This window comes from Parabacteroides massiliensis, assembly GCF_900155425.1.
Taxonomy (GTDB): domain Bacteria; phylum Bacteroidota; class Bacteroidia; order Bacteroidales; family Tannerellaceae; genus Parabacteroides; species Parabacteroides massiliensis.
In genome coordinates, this window is record NZ_LT700191.1 from 1,081,676 (window position 1) to 1,098,685 (window position 17,010).

Here is a 17,010-nt window from a genome sequence, read left to right on the forward strand (position 1 = left end):
CCTATCAAGTCGTAATTGTTATTGTATGAGTTTTCGTATTTCCTTTCGAATCAGTAACGGTCAAATGGAAATTACTTGTACCGCTTCCCAATATTTTGAGCATTGGCACAAATTGGGATATATTAAACGACACAGATGTTTTACCTCCGATATAAACCGGAAAACCTAAACCGCTCAACTTATCTGCATATTCACCCGGATTGACCAAATCAAAATCTGACGTTAATCCGATACCCTGTAATTCCGATTCAGGTAACAATGGCGAATCAATGATTACTCTAAACGAGGAAATACCGTTCGGCACACTCACCACCAAGTCTGTATTGATCGCGTCTCCTTTTATCGAAATCATCTCTTCCGTCTCATCGCCTGTATTATCATCACCTCCCGTATTTCCGCCATTTCCTCCACTGCTCGGTACAATAATGTCGATCGGAGTTTCATTCAATGTCACATCTACCTTTATGCTAAAGGAGCCTTTTGTCGGTTTTTCCGGGTTATCAGGGTTATCAGGGTTATCAGGACCGTCAGGGTCTGGATTCGGTTTCTCCGGATCATCCGGTATAACCTCTTCTTCCAAGTCTTTGATCTCTATCCTAAACAAATCCTGCGGATTAATCTTTCCCTCCGAATCGGCCAGTCCGAATGTCCGGATCACCGGCTTACCGGTAGTCTTTTCCGTAGCACGGATTGTCACCGTCGTTTTCATTCCGGGACGGATATATATGATCCGGGCATCTTCTTTACCCACAGACAGAACACCGGAACCATTGGTAATGGTGATTGCATAATCATCCTTGCACGCATTCAAAAACTCTTCGGACAGAATCAAATACAAGATAGCACTTTGCAATTCGCAAACCTTATCTACCGATGTCACTTCTTTGGCTTTTATGACACATGTATCCAACGACTCATAATAAGGATATTCCGATGTCACTTCATAATTATCACCCGAATAGGCTTCGATATAATAAGTGCCCTGCTCCAATGCATATTGGGATTTTTTCAGATAATCGGCATACGACTCGAAATAATCCTGCAATTCCATCGATGCGTTAAACACTTTCACGATCATATCTTCCGCTTTCGGAACGATCAGTTCCGTACTTGATGATTTGGAAGACATGTCGTCATTACCATAAGAAGGAGGCACAACTTTCAACTTCAAATCCAATATGCCGGTTTCGCCAGAACCGCCCTGTTCCCCTTTTCCTAAAAGTTCGTCTTTCATCTCGCAGGAAGCCAAACCGACAAGAGCCAGACATAACAATACGTAATATGTATATCTATATTTCATCATTCAACAGGTGTTGCTTTTAACATCATTGATTTTGTTTCCGATACTTGCAGATCGATAATCAGATGGTCTTTCTTTTCCAACAGACCGTCTTTCGGTAAAATCGTATTCGAATAGTCGACCGGAAACCCCTCCAAAGTCGTTCCTTCGATATGGATTTTAATAAAGGAAGAGCTTTTCGCTCCATCAAAGTAGGCAGATTTATCCAAATCGCCCAAAGCATAAGACACTTGACGTTTGTTTTCATCCGAAACGGTCAATTTGAATTTTGTATCTCCGGATTGCAACTTATCATCTGTCCGAAATGCCTTCTTAAATGCATCGCTTGCATTAAAAGAGATTTGAAATTGTTGCAAACTGCATTCCAACTTCACCAAAACGGTCTCTTCCGGTAATAAAGTGTATGCTCCAGAAGCAAAGAAACAGGGTTTATCCAATATGACATCTTTCAGTTCATTGGAATACACTTCTACCTCATATACCGTACCACCTTCGGCCGCTTCCAAAAAGACCGGACTGTTTTGTTGCAAGGTCTTCAAAGAGTCTTGCGTCACAACCGCACCGGTACCATCCTGTATCTTAACGTATAATTGATTTACCGTCGGCACCGGTGTAGAACGAGTTATCACAACCGGAGATTCAGTTGAAACATGAAATTGGAGACGGGCTTTACCCTGTCCCATCACCTGTTCTGTTTCTTCGTTAGAACAGGAGGCTGCAATAAGCAGGATGGCTAATGTGTATAATAAGTGTTTCATATTATTCTTGATAATCGTATATTAGTTCGACATCATCAACGTATAGTTGGCTACCTATGTACTCGCCAGTTGATAAATTATTATAAGAAGGAACAATCATATAATCGTAGCCTTTTTCTATTCCTGATTTAAATAATATATATATATTAGTAGCTTTATATGAGTTATTTGTATATGTTATAGGAATTGTCTTTAGCTCATAGGATGTAGTTTTACCACCTTCCTTTAAGAGTCCTTCCCCTAAAAGAATAGTCTGATTATCCTTTCTATATTCAACTTTTATTAGAACCTCGTAATTATCATTACTAACATTCTTACCACTAGCCGGAAAATACTTTCTATAAAAATTCAAAGCTGTAGGACGAGAATAAAATGAATGCGGATAATATTCAGTTTCGGGGTTATCAGATTCAGCACCTAAATACAGATATCCAGAATCTGCTTTTTTTATTTCTCCATCCCATTTTTTAATTCCAATAGAGCCAGGAGCCTTTGTTCCTTCTCCCCAACCAATTGTACGAATTAAAGCAGCCTTTTCTCCGTTCTTTTTATCATTTGTCTCTATTGTTCCAGAATTATTAACATATGCAAAATTTGGAGCCAAAACATTCTCATCAGAAGTAGTCTTTTTATTTAATGTATTCCAACCTTGAGTATTTACATCTTTGCTATCCCATGGAAACCAACGTTTCCAATTAGATTGAGGTTTCTCATAATACCAATATTCAAACCCTGCATTTGGGACTTGGCTTGCTTCTTCCGTAGTAAAACTATACGAATCCAATTCTCGTTTACCATCATACTTCGCAGTAATCGAATATTTCTGATTAGGAGTTAACCCTTTCCAAACAAAAGAAGCAACACCATTTTCTTGACCTAATGATATTAACCCTGTCAACGGATTACCATTTTCATAGAATGTAACCTTATCTGGATCTTTCGCTACTACCCTCAAATAAGCATATTTAGCGAATACATCCCCTTCATTTTCAGCCATTGCCCACTCAAATGGAGGTTGAGTAACATTGATAATAAATGTATTTGTCACTTCCCTATCAAAAGCATCAATAGCTTTCATTACAAAAATATGCTCACCTACCGACAACGCATTGAACCAATCTTTTTCTAATGTCAATGTATAACTAGTAGGAACAAGCGCAGTTGATCTTTCAAAAGAAATATTTTCTATATTATTTAGTATTAAATCAACTTGTTCTCCATCTTTCGGACCGAAAGTAAAAGATTTTAATTTCAAATAAACACTCGAAATCGTAATCCTTTTACTGCCAGTATAAGTTCCTTCCTCAAATGCGCTAATATTTACATTTGGTATTTTAGGAGATGCCATTGCTTTATATGTTGCAATAATTCTTTTCATAGTCTTGTTTGGTTGAGGCAATGCATCAATCGCTAATAATTCAATCGTATAATTCCGATCTTCTTTGTCAAACAAGCTTTTCAAAAAACCCTGAAGGTCAAAACTAACGCTTATTTTCCCTTTAATATCATCAGAAAGTTCTAATTGATGCTTTTCTTGCAACTCTTCTCGCTGAGCGGATTCCATATTTGCTAAATCATACGATAATATTGTCGTTCCATTTTCAGAAACAGACAGTATTAATTTATCTATTTTTCCACCAGCCGTAACAGACACAGGTACTTTCGATACTGTAATATATGAAGAAAAAGTCTTTTCGAAATCTTCATCTTTATTTGAATCAGACCATTTAACAACAGTTCCCTCTGTTGAAATATACGGTGCCCCCTTCAACTTCTCCATGAAATCCGGGATTCCGATATTCACATAGACTGTTTCCTTTGTTTCATCGTTTAATGTCACATCGATAGCAATTCCGTTCAAGCCTTTTTCATCCGTACGGACGGTCAGCTTCGCCCACTGCTTAGGCTTGATAGTTGTTGTCGCCGTATAATTGACGGTCTTTCCATAGACATTGACCAGTTCCATCGCAATTTCCAGTTTCGTACCGGAAGCATCCGACAGAAAATACATCGGACGGGATTCGCCTTTTTCATACACCAAAGGCAATTCCATCTTATTCGTCTTCAACGACAAGGTATAATCTTTATATGTTTGCAGAAAATCATCCGAATAGTCGATCGTCACCCGGCTGTTCGCCATCTCGGCTGTCACCTCCACCGGTGTAGTCATATCCTTGACAATCGTAAATTCCTTTTTTCCGGAAAAATAAGGTGCATCGAAAGCGGCAGCCGCTTCTGTTCCTTTTGACACCTGAACCGTATATGCTCCAGCCCCCAGTTCAAGTTCGGCAGGCATCTTGTCGAAGCGGGAATATTTTGCCACAACACCCGAATCCTGCGCGATCGTCACAGCATAGCCATTCACATCCTTAAAGTCCGCCAAGTCGGAAGCTTTTGTCGGCACACCCACTAACACCGTGTCCACATTCATCCGAAAAACAAGAGTACCTTTATTAACTACTCCATCTTCATCGACTTGACAAGCATAAATCCCAATAAACAAACAAAAAAAGCACAACAGGCGGCTTACCACACAAAAGTGCTTGTTATCTCCATCCAAGAAACGTTTCTTCTCCATCCAGATTCTATTCCGTTTAACATTCCATTTTCAAGGTCGCAAAGTAAACCCGATTCTTCAAGCCCTACAAGGTCAATTTATATTATTCAATGTCCGTTTTTTTTGATTTACATTTAAGACTGCCTCTTTAATATTCTATTTATGACACATAAACAATATATCCATACACAAATAATTGTCCTATTTTTCATAATAAGCTTTGCATATAAACAAGATTTTCTATCTTTGTCACATCTTATCATTCTAATATGTATATAGATAATGACATCCCCAAAATAGATCTACCCGAAGACTGGGTAATCGGAAAGTTGACGAAAAGCGAAATCAGCTTGCTGAACCTCTATGCCAACTATCCATGCCGGCTGAAAGCCGAAATATTTGTGCTTTGTTTGCAAGGAGATCTGGAAGCATCCATCGATTTGACGCGCTATAAAGTCAGGCCGGGGAGCTTTATCACCATACAACCGGGGACAATTTTGCAAATATATCGGGCAGAAGGAGATTTGGAAATTTACTTCATGGGGTTTTCCTCAAGTTTTATCAATCAATCGAATCTCAACAAAATGGCAGTAGACATGCACTACGCAGCCAAAGAGACCCCGATCATTGAATTGAAAGAGAAGCCGGTCGAACTACTGAAAGATTACTTCTCGCTTCTGCTTAAAACATATAATACCTGCAAGCCCGTTTTAAACAAACATATTTTGACTCATCTATTATCGGGGATATTCATGGGAGTCAGTGCCATGTATAAAGATAAAGTGGAAAGTAAGACGAATCTCTCCAAAGCGGAGCAAATAAGCAAGAACTTCAGTCAATTGGTTATGCAGAACTATACTACGCAACGTTCTGTTGCATGGTATGCCAAAAAGCTCGGTATAACTCCGGCGCATCTCAGTACGATTGTCAAGCAGACGACCGACAAGACCTGTATCGAGATTATCTCATCTATGGTGATTATGGATGCAAAGGCACAATTGAAATCGACCGACCTTTCGATCCATGACATTGCCTATTCGCTGAATTTCACGAATATGTCTTTCTTCGGCAAATATTTCAAACGGCATGTGGGGATAGGGCCACAGGAATACCGGAACAGCTAAAAACAAAAGTACCGGCCTATTCATTACTTTTGTATGTTCATCAACATAAACATCCAAAATATATGAGATTTCATCTGCGCCAATGGCATATTTATACAGTCCTGTGGTTGTGGGTACTTTTATATCCCGTCATCAGCAGGGCTTTGGACAACACTTCCGATTTCCGGTGGAGCGAAGTATGGGACATGTGGGTAAATTTCATCCCGTTTATAGTCTTGTTTCTTCTGCATAACAGGTTTGTCATTCCCCGGTTCCCATTGCCTCGCCGTGCCGCCTCCTACCTGTTGGTCACGTTGGGACTGCTTTCCGGGTTTACCCTGTTCCAGTATGCCCGTTTCAGAGAACATGATTTTCGGGAAAATGTTCCTCCTCCTGTTCATTCGGAAACACCACCTCATCGGGAGTCTCCTACGTTCTCCAAACATCCTCCCCGTACCGGTGAAATCCGTAAACCGGAACCGCCCGAGAAAGGGAAAGCCCCCGCCTACGTGATGGACTGCGTCATTGCCCTGCTTATGCTGGGATGCAACCTGACCATTGTCCTTCTGTTTCGCATGCAGAAAGAGCAGGAGAAAATGCAACAACTGGAAAAAGCAGGGTTGCAGCATGAACTGAAGTATCTGAAAGCGCAGCTCAAACCTCATTTCTTGATGAACATGCTTAACAACATCCACTCCATGATAGAGGTCGACCCTGAGAAAGCGCAAGAAATGGTCATCAACTTCTCCAAGTTGATGCGCTACGCCCTGTACGAGGGCGGAAAGCAACTGGTTCTTCTGTCACAAGAGACAGCGTTTGTCTCTAACTATGTGGAACTGATGCAGCAACGCTGTTCCAGCAAAAAGGTGACCATCAATCTTTCCCTACCCGAATGTATCTCTGACAAAGTGCTCGTGCCGCCACTTCTCTTCATCGTGTTCATAGAGAATGCCTTCAAACACGGAATAAGTTATCGGCAGCCGTCATTCATCCGTGTCGCTTTGTCAGTGACGGAAGACAAGCGTATCAGTTTCTGTTGCGAGAACAGTGTTCCTCCCGCCAAGGAGAACAGCCACCCGGCAGAAGGAGGCATCGGTTTGGAGAACGTCCGCAAACGGCTTGACCTGTTGTTCGGCAACGACTACACGCTTGATATCCGATCTGATTCATCTGTTTATTCCGTAACACTAAATATACCCATATATGACGAGAAACATTCAATGTCTGGCAGTGGACGATGAACCTATCGCCCTTGAGAAGCTACAGAACTATATCACAAAAATCCCTTATTTCGATCTGGCCGCCACCTGCGAGGATGCCATAGAGGCTATGAAAGTGATGAACGAACGGGAGATAGATGCCATATTTATCGATATCAACATGCCCGACTTGAACGGGCTGGACTTTGTGGAATCCCTCTCCAAGCGCCCCTTGGTCGTCTTTACAACCGCCTATGCCCAGTATGCGGTAGACAGCTACCGGGTAGCACCGGTGGACTACTTGCTCAAACCGTTCAGTTTTGCAGATTTCCAACGTGCCGCAAACCGGATATTGCAACAGTTCAACATGCACTCTTCGCCCAACTCTCCTTCTGCCGTTTCAAACTCACTTTATGTCAAAGTGGAGTATAAGTATGTACGGATAGATTTGAAAGATATCCGCTACATCGAAGGTATGAGCGACTACTTACGGATTTTTACGACAACGGAAACAAAGCCGCTGATAACCCATTCCACACTAAGGCAGATCAAAGAATACCTTTCGCCCAATTTCCTGCAAGTCCACCGTTCCTATATCGTCAATATGGAGCAGTTGAAAGAAATACAGCGGATGCGTATCCTGATGGACAAAGATACGTGGATTCCTGTCGGTGACTTATACAAGGAGGAGTTCTACGACTACCTGCAAAGTCGTTCCATCGGGAAGAAAAAATAGCCGTTCACCGAAAAGAAAACACGGTTCATCGAACTTTTTTGCCAAGCTTTCCAGCCACATTTATCTTTGCGTCAAAAGAGATTGTTTTTCTGGATAATATTGTTTGCAAAAAAGTACAAATCATGGAGAAACAGAAATTACTGGCAGCTTTCACTCCGATAACATTGGAGGAAATGAGCACTATCCGGTTGATGAACCGTATAGACACGAAATATCTTCTCACAACGGAAAACCTGTTTTCGTTTCTCCGGCTTGCCGTAAAAAACTATCTGATACAAGAAGTAGACGGTGAACGAGATATAGCCTACTATACGGTCTATTTAGATACGCCGATGCGCGAGATGTATCTGAGACATGAATGCGGACGTGCCGTACGCGAAAAAATCAGAGTACGCACGTATGTGTCTTCCCATCTCACTTTCCTGGAAGTAAAAAACAAAAACAACAAAGGCCGCACAGACAAAAAACGCATACCGGTGACATCCGTGGAGACTTTATCGGCAGACGGTGGAGACGATTTCCTCCGAAAATACGCATGGTACAGGTTAGAGCAACTTTCTCCACAATTAGAGAACCGTTTCCGCCGTATCACGTTGGTGAACCAGGCCAAGACCGAACGGTTGACCATCGACTGCGACATCCGTTTCCATAACCTGGTCAACGGAAATAACTGTGTACTGGACAATTTGGTAGTGGTAGAGCTGAAACGTGACGGACGGCTCCCCTCACCCGTACATGACATCCTGCACAGCATGCACGTCCATCCTTCTTCTTTCAGCAAATACTATACGGGCTGTGCACTGACCGACGGGCTGTTACGGCAGAATCGTTTCAAACTACGGTTGCGAAAAGTTATGCAATTCAATAATCAAGTCATACAATCATCTGTAAAAAACAACGAATTATGAATGAGTTAATTGAAGCATCCATGATGGATTCAGGATTTATGGACTACACAGGATTTGCCGAACTGCTGTTGCGCTTTGCATTCAACATGTTGATAGTGTGGTGTGTCATCCGTTTCTTCTATTACCCCAAGAGTCGCAGGCTCGACTACTATTTCACCTTCACACTCATCAGCATCAGCATTTTCCTCATGATTTTCCTATTGGGAAGCGTAAAACTCAAGATAGGATTTGCATTGGGGTTGTTTGCCATCTTCGGTATTATCCGCTATCGCACAGAGTCTATGCCGGTGCGCGAGATGACCTATCTTTTCGTCATCATCGCCATCTCGGTCATCAATGCGTTGGCAGTAGAGATCAGTTATGCCGAACTATTGGGGACTAACCTGCTGTTCGTGCTTTGCGTGTGGCTTTGCGAGAGCAACCGATGGCTGAAACATGTGGCGTGTAAGCTGGTACAGTACGACCGTATCGAACTTATCGTACCGCAACGCAGAGAAGAACTGATAGAGGATTTGAAGAAAAGAACCGGATTGAACATCAGCAAAGTGGAAGTAGGGCATATTGACTTCTTACGAGACGCAGCAATGTTGAAAGTCTATTACGAACCGATAGAAGAAAGGACGAACACAGTGGACTCGTTGATACGTTTTCCACGGGAAGGAGACTAATCCTAAAAAAGAGTTGTTATGAAAAAGATTATCTTATTCACGGCTTGTATCTGCCTGCAATTATGTACCGGGTTGCAAGCACAAAGCGACGGCTTCGGCATCTGGAGCAGTGCGGAAGTCAAGAAGAAAATCATCCACGGACTGGACGCTTCCTTGGAAGGAGAGTTTCGTACACGCGACGGTGTGAAGGACGTAGAACGCTGGGCGGTGTCGCCTTCCTTGTCCTACCGCCTTTTTCCTTTCCTGAACGCAAGCTTGGGATACTCTTACATCAATAAACGGGTTGAAGCGGAAACCACCAAAAAAGGGAACTACATCCCGGCGCATTGGTCGCCTCGTCATCGGTTCAGCGCTTCGCTGACCGGCAGTTGCACCTGGAACCGGCTGGAGTTTTCTCTGCGGGAAAGGTTTCAGTTCACTCACCGTACAGCCTTATCCGTACCTAAGTATGATGGAGACGACGGTTCCCGCAAGGCAGACGAGATAATCAGCGCAAAATCAAAGAACATGCTCCGTTCACGTCTGCAAGTAGCATGGAATCTCCGAAAGTCTCCTTTCACGCCTTATGCCTCCTGCGAATTGTATCAAAATATGAACGAAGGATGGTCTGTGAAGAAAACCCGCTGGACAGTAGGAACGGAATATAAAATAAACAAGAAACATTCGTTCGATCTTTACTATCGCTATCAGGATCACGAGGATGATGACGAGACGAACGGGCATGTATTGGGCGTAGGATATAAGTTTAAATTCTAAACAAACTAAACTATAATTGTCATGAAAAGAAAATATATGGGCTTTTTAGCCTGCTGCTTGCTTTGTTGGGCGTGCAGCGTTGATCCTTTGGATGAACTGGACGGAAATGAAAAGAACGAAACGGGAAACAACACCGGCGGCGAGACCGGAGGATCCGGAAATGTCGATGCATCCGGCAATCTGCTCGATTTCGATATTAACTGGGACGATATGGCCGACAGCGACTTTGAAGACACTTCGGAACGTGTGCCGACCGATGAGAACGAAGATGAATATGAAGATTTCATAGAAAATTCTTCGTTTACCTCGCAGATAGCCATCGCTTATAACGGCACCTCTGCCACAGTGACCGGAGCCGCCGAAGGCGTGACTGTTACTACAGACGGGGCGCATGTCACCGTCAGTTCTACGGTGAAAGGTGTGGAATACATATTGAGCGGTACGGCAACCGACGGATCGTTCAAGGCATACAGCGAGAAAAAATTCAAACTGACCCTCAACGGCCTATCGCTGACAAGCGCCCAAGGAGCAGCCATTAACATTCAGAGCGGAAAGCGCGTGTTCGTAGAAGCAGTGGACGGCACGGTAAACACGCTGACCGATGCCTCCTCTTATACGAACACCGTGAACGGAGAAGACCAAAAGGCCTGTTTTTTCAGTGAAGGGCAGCTGCTGTTCAGCGGTAGTGGAGAACTGACCGTGAGCGGGAACTATAAACACGGTATTTGCAGCGATGACTATGTATATCTGCATTCCGGCGTAAGGATTACTGTCGCCTCGGCAGTAAAAGATGCCATCCATGCCAACGACAAGATTGTGATGAACGGCGGTTTAGTAAAACTCACTCCCTCAGGCGACGGGATGGACTGCGAGGATGGCAGTATCGACATCCGTGGCGGCCTGTTGAAAGCAAACATCACGGGAGCCGCATCCAAGGCTGTCAAGGCTGAAACTGATATTACCGTTGCGGGCGGGCAGTTACTGCTGCTGACTTCCGGTGATGCGGAGTACGATTCGACCGATAAGGATCTCAGCTCATCGGCAGGCATGAAATGCGGAGGCGATCTGACCATTAGCGATGCATCTGTTTCTATTAAAAGTACGGGGGCGGCCGGAAAGGGTATCAATTGCGACGGCAAACTTACACTGTCAGCGAGCACGGTAAAGATCGTCACTACCGGACAACAATATGTATACGGCAGTCTGGATTCTTCTCCCAAAGGGATCAAAGCAGACGGTGACCTGACCGTCGAATCCGGCACCGTGCAGGTTCGTACCACTGGCGGCGAAGGCAGCGAAGGTATCGAGAGCAAAAGCACGCTCACGATCAACGGCGGAAATATCTGTGTATATGCCTACGATGATTGCCTGAACGCCACAAACAACATCACTATCAATAACGGGAATGTCTACTGTTACAGTAGTGGCAACGATGGCATCGATTCCAACGGAACGCTGACCATCACGGGTGGTATGGTAGTGGCTTCCGGCACTACGGTTCCCGAAGATGGTTTTGACTGCGACCAAAACACATTCAAGATAACAGGCGGAACGATACTCGGCATAGGAGGTTCAACCAGTACACCGACTTCCAATGCCTGCACACAGAGATCCGTCATATACGGCGGCTCCGGTACGAGCGGGACCCTGTTGTCCATAATCTCGGCAGACGGGACACACCTGATGTCTTACACCATTCCCCGCACCTACAACCAGATGACCCTACTCTTCAGCAGCCCGTCACTGGCTTCCGGAACAAATTACAGCATCTACACCGGAGGCAGTGTCGACGGAGGAACTTCGTTCTATGGGTTGACTGTAGGCGCCAACTATTCGGCCGGGACATCCGTTTCTTCTTTTACAACCACCAACATGGTGACCATCATCGGCAGTACGGGCGGAGGCGGCAATTTTCCCGGTGGCAACCCGGGCGGTAACCCCGGTGGCGGGAAAAGACCTTAGGAGTAGGAAATTTGTTCCCACCCGGATTTGAATCTGACAGACGCAGATTAAATATAAATAAACTCGGATTTTTTGACGCGTCAAATTAGATTTGCGTCTATCAGATTCTCCTCCAATGCCAATCCTACCCTTCTCACTGTCCGGATTTCGACAAAAGGATCGTCCGAGAAATGTTTACGCAGTTTCGTAACAAAAACATCCAGGCTGCGGGAAGCAAAATAACGGGCAGAAGCAAACAGGACAGGCGTATCACCGTCTATCTCCCGTATTTTGGCGACCATCTCCCTGCCATCCATTACAGGCATTTCTATATCGGCCACGATAATGTCCGGCCGATGTTCTTTCCAAGCATCCAGCCCTTCTTTTCCGTTGTTGGCGATGATCACCTCATAACCTCCGATCAAATCTTCAAGAGATGATTTTACCATGTAGCACAGGCTGGCATCATCTTCAACCAATAACAGCTTAATCATAATGTTTCAATTGTTTGGATTAATATATCATTTAAGGACTGTAGCAATCAATATCAGCCCCATTCGTTCGAAGATTGCCAAATAAGGATTTAATATCACTGCCGGAATACCTTCGGAACCATCTTGTCGGATTGGAATGTCCAATTGGAACATATCTACAGGATAACCAAATCGGATCAAAGCTTCTGGCAGTAAAGATATAACATTTTAATTATGATACATAACGCTTTGATAATATATTATAGCATCCCTACGCCTACTGATAATAAGCTTCTATGGATCGCACTGTTACCGTCCATATGTTTACTCTAACAATATAACGGTCCAGCCTGTTTAAAATATACGCTCAAGAGGGCTAATTTGATCATTCGGCAAATTCCTCCTTTTCCGTTAACCTAACATCCTACCGATAACATCACTTATTGTACGATTCACTAAAATACCCATTGGTCTAAATCGAAACACATAGGTCAGAAAATCGATTTTTATACCCATGAAAACAGATTTTCCCGCAAGGGTAATATTTTTTAATAAACATGCATTTACACAAATATCTAACATACAGCAAAATACAAAAATAAGCCATTTAAATGGGGTTACTGTATATTTCAATCTGTTTTTTTTAGATAACGAATCCGTATTTTATCACTTCCGGATGCTGGAAATGTTAACCTAAAGATAACATAACGATAACATAGCGTTGGATTCCATATGCTTACATTTGTCACAGACAGAAGAAACAGTATATTCATCTAAAAAAATAGAACAATGAAAATAAGACACATAACATATTCAAAAATTCTAATATCCATATCCGCATTTGTTGCAATATTCATTTTAAGATTTGGGTTAAAATACAATTTTGAGCCTATAGGAATGTTATTATTCCCAAGTCTGCTATTATTTCTATATAATAGGAACGGATTAAAAAACGATATTATATTTAGTCTGATAGCAACAATAATTGTATTTACATTTTGGGGACATTTCAATTATACAGATATAATCTTATCCCTTTCAGGAGGATTAATAGCCTTTCTATGTTTAACGATTATTAGATTCATCTCAAAAAGATGACCTCCCTTACCAAGTTGCATTTATAACCTTATTGTTTTCTAACCTTTCATTGTTAAAAAAGAGATGAACAATCAAAATTAGTTGGAGGCGCTAAACCAAATAACTGGAGCATAAGACCTCTATTGTCAGAAATTTCCGTTATCTTCGTTCACAACTCATACTGTCAGTATGAAAACATCTAAACGGAGGTAACAATATGGCAAACCCCAGATTACCTAATATAACAGAGGCGGAACAGGAACTTCTGTATGAAAAACTGAATGCCTATAACCAGGCAAAAGCCTCTTACAAGGAGGCGGGATGTTACCTTGTGGTTTTGCCGAGGGAAGGACATCCTAACTACAGCCTGTGGTTCTACACGCCTCTGCTCGACAGGCGGTGCATCCTGTTTATCGAAGACCTGAAACCGGACATTATCCTGTCGCTGCGCATCGTCACTTCCGAATTGTGGTATGCCGACCGCCAGATCCTGGTCACGGACTACAACGAGAAGAGGATGTCGACACATGGGGACGACCTGATCGCCTTCGGCAAATACCGCGGACATTTCCTGTACGAGATACTGAAAGTCGATCCGAACTACATCGGTTGGATCGCTCACAAATATACGCCGACAATCCCCAAGCAGGAACGTTTCGTCAAGATGGCACAGGCCTACAACTGTGTCTATCTGGACAAGATGCTGAAAAAGAAATACCAACCGCGTCCCACCAGTCGTTTCTTAGGAAAGAAAGGGGACAGGCTGACCCATCTTACCCTGAAAATAACCAAAGTACGGGTGGAAGACGATCCATACAGGACCCATGTCGTCGGGACGACTCCGGTCTTCTTCGTCCGCCAACGCCTGACGGCCATCGATGCGAACGGTAATCTGGTCAACCTGACCTTTGCCTCCGGCAATCCCAGCCATGCCTCCGGGCAGTTGCCCTCTCTGGAACATGCTTACCGGCCGGGGGAAGTGCTACACATCTCTTCGGCACGTGTAGCCGCAACATTTGAGAGTTATGGCATACAGTACACACGGCTGAATTATGTCAAGATTGGAAAATAATCCCTACCTTTGCCTTCTCGAAAAAGGACAGTAAAATGAAAATAGTCGCCGACAATACCGTTCCTTATCTGAAAGGAATCGCAGAACCGATTGCAGAGGTAAAATATCTCACTTCTAAAGAGTTTACACCGGAAAACGTAAAGGATGCAGACGCACTGATCGTGCGGAGCATAGATAAATGTACCCGCAAACTGTTGGAAGGGAGCCGGGTCAAACTGATTACCAGCGCCACGATAGGTTTCGACCATATCGACACCCGGTATTGCGACGAGGCGGGCATCACCTGGAAGAACTCGCCGGGATGCAATGCCGTTTCGGTCGCCCAATACGTATTTGCCGGATTGCTCACGGTCGCGCTTCACAAGGGCGAGCCCCTACAGGGGAAGACAATCGGGATCGTCGGAGTCGGCCATGTCGGGAAAGAGGTGGAAAAGTTGTGCGCGGCCTACGGGATGAACGTGCTCCGTAACGACCCGCCGCGTGCGGAGGCGGAAGGAGAAGACGGCTTCGTCTCACTGGATGTGATCGCCGAGCAAGCCGACATCGTCACTTTCCACACGCCGCTGACAAAGGAAGGCCGTTTTGCCACCCGCCACTTGGCAGGAGAAGGCTTCTTCCGCAAACTCCGACGGAGACCGTGGTTTGTCAACGCATCCAGAGGAGCCGTTCATGACACGGAGGCCCTATTGCATGCCCGGAAAGAAGACAGGATCAGCGAACTGATCCTGGACTGCTGGGAGAACGAACCGGATATAAACCGGGAATTATTAGGACTGGCCGCGATAGCAACCCCGCACATTGCCGGTTTCTCGGCAGACGGGAAAGCCAACGGCACACGTATGTGTCTGGAAAATATCGAGAAATTCTTCCGGGTGAAGATCGAGAAACTCAACGAAGTGGTTCCGCCGGCGCCCGAAACTCCGGTTATCGACTTGGACCGGTTTGATGAAAACCGGATCGAACGGACGATCCTGACCAGTTTCAATCCGCTCGCTGTGGATCGGGCGTTGCGGGAAAATCCCGACAGGTTCGAATGGTTCCGGGCAAACTATCACCATCCAAGGGAATACGGCGCATACACAATCACCCATGCGACCCCGGAAGAAGCCGTACTGCTTCAGAAATTAGGGTTTAAGATTCAATAACAACACAAACAAAAATGGAACGATGGCAAAAGACAAACTTATCTCACCCAGCTTCTGCTATATCTTGGCAGCCAATTTTTTGCTGTTCTTCGCATTTTATCTGATATTGCCGGTCCTGCCGTTTTACTTGCAGGATCAGTTCGATGCGGATAAATCGATGATCGGTTTTATCCTGTCGTGCTATACCATCGCCGCCCTTTGCATCCGTCCGTTCTCCGGATATCTGCTGGACACATTCGCCAGAAGGCCGTTATATCTTTTAGCCTACTCCGTCTTCATGGTCATCTTCGCCGGATATATGATCGCCAGCCTGCTGAGCATCTTTATCGTGCTCCGTATCCTGCACGGTTTCGCCTTCGGCATGGTGACGGTGTCAGGCAATACGATCGTGATCGACATCCTGCCCTCCTCCCGCCGTGGCGAAGGAATCGGCTACTACGGGTTGGCAAACAATACGGCCATGAGTTTCGGGCCGATGACAGGGTTGTTCATGCACACCAGTTTCTCTTACGAAACGATTTTCGCCTGTTCGCTCCTCTCCTGCCTCCTCGGATTCATCATGGCTTACTTGGTAAAAACGCCACAGAAACAACCGATAAAAAAGGAACCGATCTCACTCGACCGTTTCTTTTTGAAGAAAGGCGCTTGGGCGAGTATCTCTCTGTTGCTGCTCTCCATTCCTTATGGCATGACGACCACATACGTGGCCATGTATGCCGAAGAAATCGGGATTTCCGTCAATTCGGGATTATATTTCACTTTTATGGCGATCGGCCTGGCTGTCTCTCGCATGTTCTCCGGGCGACAGGTCGACAAAGGAAGGATCACGCTGGTTATCTCACTGGGAATGTATCTTGCCGCCGCCAGCTTCTTCGGGCTGGCAGCTTTGGAAAGGCTGATGCGATGGAACCCGGCCTTTACATCTTATCTATATATCGGAATCGCTCTTTCGCAAGGAGTCGCATTCGGTACGATGTTTCCGGCTTTCAATACCTTGTTCGTGAACCTGGCTCCCAACAACCAGCGGGGGACAGCGACTTCCACCTATCTCACCAGTTGGGATGTAGGAATCGGAATCGGCTTGATGACAGGCGGAAGTATTGCGCAAGCCTTCGGAGGGTTCGACTATGCTTACCTTTTCGGGGCATGTCTGACAATTTTCTCGACTCTGTTCTTTTTACTGAAAGCAGGCCCGCATTTCAACCGGAACAAATTGAGATAAAGTTGGCCTTTTTGATCACTTAGCAGAAGTGCGGCAAGGTGATCCGCAGATTTCCTGCATAAAGAAAGGTACTCATTCTATAATATGACTAAAAG

Annotated in this window: 14 protein-coding genes; 10 read left to right on the plus strand and 4 right to left on the minus strand. The window is 44.6% G+C overall.

All coding sequences use genetic code 11. The features are described 5' to 3' along the window. Positions 1–4: 4 nt before the first annotated feature. The 3 genes from BQ9893_RS15535 to BQ9893_RS15545 are packed head-to-tail and all read right to left on the minus strand — an operon-like array spanning position 5 to position 4,636. Positions 5–1,303 carry a DUF4493 domain-containing protein gene (locus tag BQ9893_RS15535; protein ID WP_075966804.1) on the minus strand — a complete coding sequence of 433 codons (1,299 nt, stop codon included), beginning with the start codon at positions 1,301–1,303 and terminating at the stop codon, positions 5–7. Continuing rightward, the gene (locus tag BQ9893_RS15540) at positions 1,300–2,058 is read right to left on the minus strand and encodes a DUF4493 domain-containing protein (RefSeq protein WP_075966805.1); all 759 of its coding nucleotides are present in this window, start codon (positions 2,056–2,058) and stop codon (positions 1,300–1,302) included. Before BQ9893_RS15540 ends, BQ9893_RS15535 begins: the two co-directional genes overlap by 4 nt. A gap of 1 nt (position 2,059) precedes the next feature. Then, the gene (locus tag BQ9893_RS15545) at positions 2,060–4,636 is read right to left on the minus strand and encodes a DUF4493 domain-containing protein (RefSeq protein WP_075966806.1); all 2,577 of its coding nucleotides are present in this window, start codon (positions 4,634–4,636) and stop codon (positions 2,060–2,062) included. Positions 4,637–4,890: 254 nt separating this feature from the next. On the opposite strand from BQ9893_RS15545, the gene BQ9893_RS15550 reads away from it, so the two are divergent. The 7 genes from BQ9893_RS15550 to BQ9893_RS15580 all read left to right on the plus strand — a co-directional run bounded on the left by BQ9893_RS15550 (position 4,891) and on the right by BQ9893_RS15580 (position 11,947). Further along, positions 4,891–5,739 (plus strand): AraC family transcriptional regulator, encoded by an 849-nt coding sequence (locus BQ9893_RS15550; RefSeq protein WP_075967403.1) that lies wholly within the window; start codon positions 4,891–4,893, stop codon positions 5,737–5,739. A 62-nt stretch (positions 5,740–5,801) separates the two neighbouring features. Further along, complete coding sequence (locus BQ9893_RS15555) at positions 5,802–6,959, plus strand: sensor histidine kinase (RefSeq protein ID WP_075966807.1); 1,158 nt, start codon at positions 5,802–5,804, stop codon at positions 6,957–6,959. After that, positions 6,922–7,653 carry a LytR/AlgR family response regulator transcription factor gene (locus BQ9893_RS15560; protein ID WP_075966808.1) on the plus strand — a complete coding sequence of 244 codons (732 nt, stop codon included), beginning with the start codon at positions 6,922–6,924 and terminating at the stop codon, positions 7,651–7,653. The genes BQ9893_RS15555 and BQ9893_RS15560 overlap by 38 nt, the downstream gene beginning before the upstream one ends. Before the next feature lie 122 nt (positions 7,654–7,775). Further along, positions 7,776–8,561: a polyphosphate polymerase domain-containing protein gene (locus tag BQ9893_RS15565; RefSeq protein ID WP_075966809.1), complete on the plus strand. Its 786-nt coding sequence runs from the start codon at positions 7,776–7,778 to the stop codon at positions 8,559–8,561. Beyond that, positions 8,558–9,229 carry a DUF4956 domain-containing protein gene (locus BQ9893_RS15570; RefSeq protein ID WP_075966810.1) on the plus strand — a complete coding sequence of 224 codons (672 nt, stop codon included), beginning with the start codon at positions 8,558–8,560 and terminating at the stop codon, positions 9,227–9,229. Before BQ9893_RS15565 ends, BQ9893_RS15570 begins: the two co-directional genes overlap by 4 nt. 18 nt (positions 9,230–9,247) lie before the next feature. Then, complete coding sequence (locus BQ9893_RS15575) at positions 9,248–9,985, plus strand: DUF2490 domain-containing protein (protein WP_075966811.1); 738 nt, start codon at positions 9,248–9,250, stop codon at positions 9,983–9,985. Between the two features lie 21 nt (positions 9,986–10,006). Beyond that, positions 10,007–11,947 (plus strand): carbohydrate-binding domain-containing protein, encoded by a 1,941-nt coding sequence (locus BQ9893_RS15580; protein WP_075966812.1) that lies wholly within the window; start codon positions 10,007–10,009, stop codon positions 11,945–11,947. Between the two features lie 80 nt (positions 11,948–12,027). On the opposite strand, the gene BQ9893_RS15585 is transcribed toward BQ9893_RS15580, so the two are convergent. Further along, positions 12,028–12,420, minus strand: coding sequence for a response regulator (locus BQ9893_RS15585; RefSeq protein WP_075966813.1), 393 nt, complete (start codon positions 12,418–12,420; stop codon positions 12,028–12,030). Between the two features lie 1,273 nt (positions 12,421–13,693). Between BQ9893_RS15585 and BQ9893_RS15595 the strand changes: the two genes are divergently transcribed. Genes BQ9893_RS15595 through BQ9893_RS15605 form a run of 3 tightly spaced genes read left to right on the plus strand, consistent with a single transcriptional unit; the run spans position 13,694 to position 16,915 of the window. After that, entirely contained in the window at positions 13,694–14,548 is an 855-nt protein-coding gene (locus BQ9893_RS15595) for an exodeoxyribonuclease X C-terminal domain-containing protein (protein WP_075966815.1), read from the plus strand. Positions 14,549–14,583: 35 nt separating this feature from the next. Further along, positions 14,584–15,693: a 4-phosphoerythronate dehydrogenase PdxB gene (pdxB, locus tag BQ9893_RS15600; protein ID WP_075966816.1), complete on the plus strand. Its 1,110-nt coding sequence runs from the start codon at positions 14,584–14,586 to the stop codon at positions 15,691–15,693. A gap of 22 nt (positions 15,694–15,715) precedes the next feature. Further along, positions 15,716–16,915: an MFS transporter gene (locus BQ9893_RS15605; RefSeq protein ID WP_075966817.1), complete on the plus strand. Its 1,200-nt coding sequence runs from the start codon at positions 15,716–15,718 to the stop codon at positions 16,913–16,915. Positions 16,916–17,010: the final 95 nt, after the last annotated feature.

Bases quoted from the DNA above. Each gene is read 5' to 3' on its own strand.
- BQ9893_RS15535 (WP_075966804.1), bottom strand. From the start codon at position 1,303: ATGATGAAATATAGATATACATATTACGTATTGTTATGTCTGGCTCTT.
- BQ9893_RS15540 (WP_075966805.1), bottom strand. From the start codon at position 2,058: ATGAAACACTTATTATACACATTAGCCATCCTGCTTATTGCAGCCTCC.
- BQ9893_RS15545 (WP_075966806.1), bottom strand. From the start codon at position 4,636: ATGGAGAAGAAACGTTTCTTGGATGGAGATAACAAGCACTTTTGTGTG.
- BQ9893_RS15555 (WP_075966807.1), top strand. From the start codon at position 5,802: ATGAGATTTCATCTGCGCCAATGGCATATTTATACAGTCCTGTGGTTG.
- BQ9893_RS15560 (WP_075966808.1), top strand. From the start codon at position 6,922: ATGACGAGAAACATTCAATGTCTGGCAGTGGACGATGAACCTATCGCC.
- BQ9893_RS15565 (WP_075966809.1), top strand. From the start codon at position 7,776: ATGGAGAAACAGAAATTACTGGCAGCTTTCACTCCGATAACATTGGAG.
- BQ9893_RS15570 (WP_075966810.1), top strand. From the start codon at position 8,558: ATGAATGAGTTAATTGAAGCATCCATGATGGATTCAGGATTTATGGAC.
- BQ9893_RS15575 (WP_075966811.1), top strand. From the start codon at position 9,248: ATGAAAAAGATTATCTTATTCACGGCTTGTATCTGCCTGCAATTATGT.
- BQ9893_RS15580 (WP_075966812.1), top strand. From the start codon at position 10,007: ATGAAAAGAAAATATATGGGCTTTTTAGCCTGCTGCTTGCTTTGTTGG.
- BQ9893_RS15585 (WP_075966813.1), bottom strand. From the start codon at position 12,420: ATGATTAAGCTGTTATTGGTTGAAGATGATGCCAGCCTGTGCTACATG.
- BQ9893_RS15595 (WP_075966815.1), top strand. From the start codon at position 13,694: ATGGCAAACCCCAGATTACCTAATATAACAGAGGCGGAACAGGAACTT.
- pdxB (WP_075966816.1), top strand. From the start codon at position 14,584: ATGAAAATAGTCGCCGACAATACCGTTCCTTATCTGAAAGGAATCGCA.
- BQ9893_RS15605 (WP_075966817.1), top strand. From the start codon at position 15,716: ATGGCAAAAGACAAACTTATCTCACCCAGCTTCTGCTATATCTTGGCA.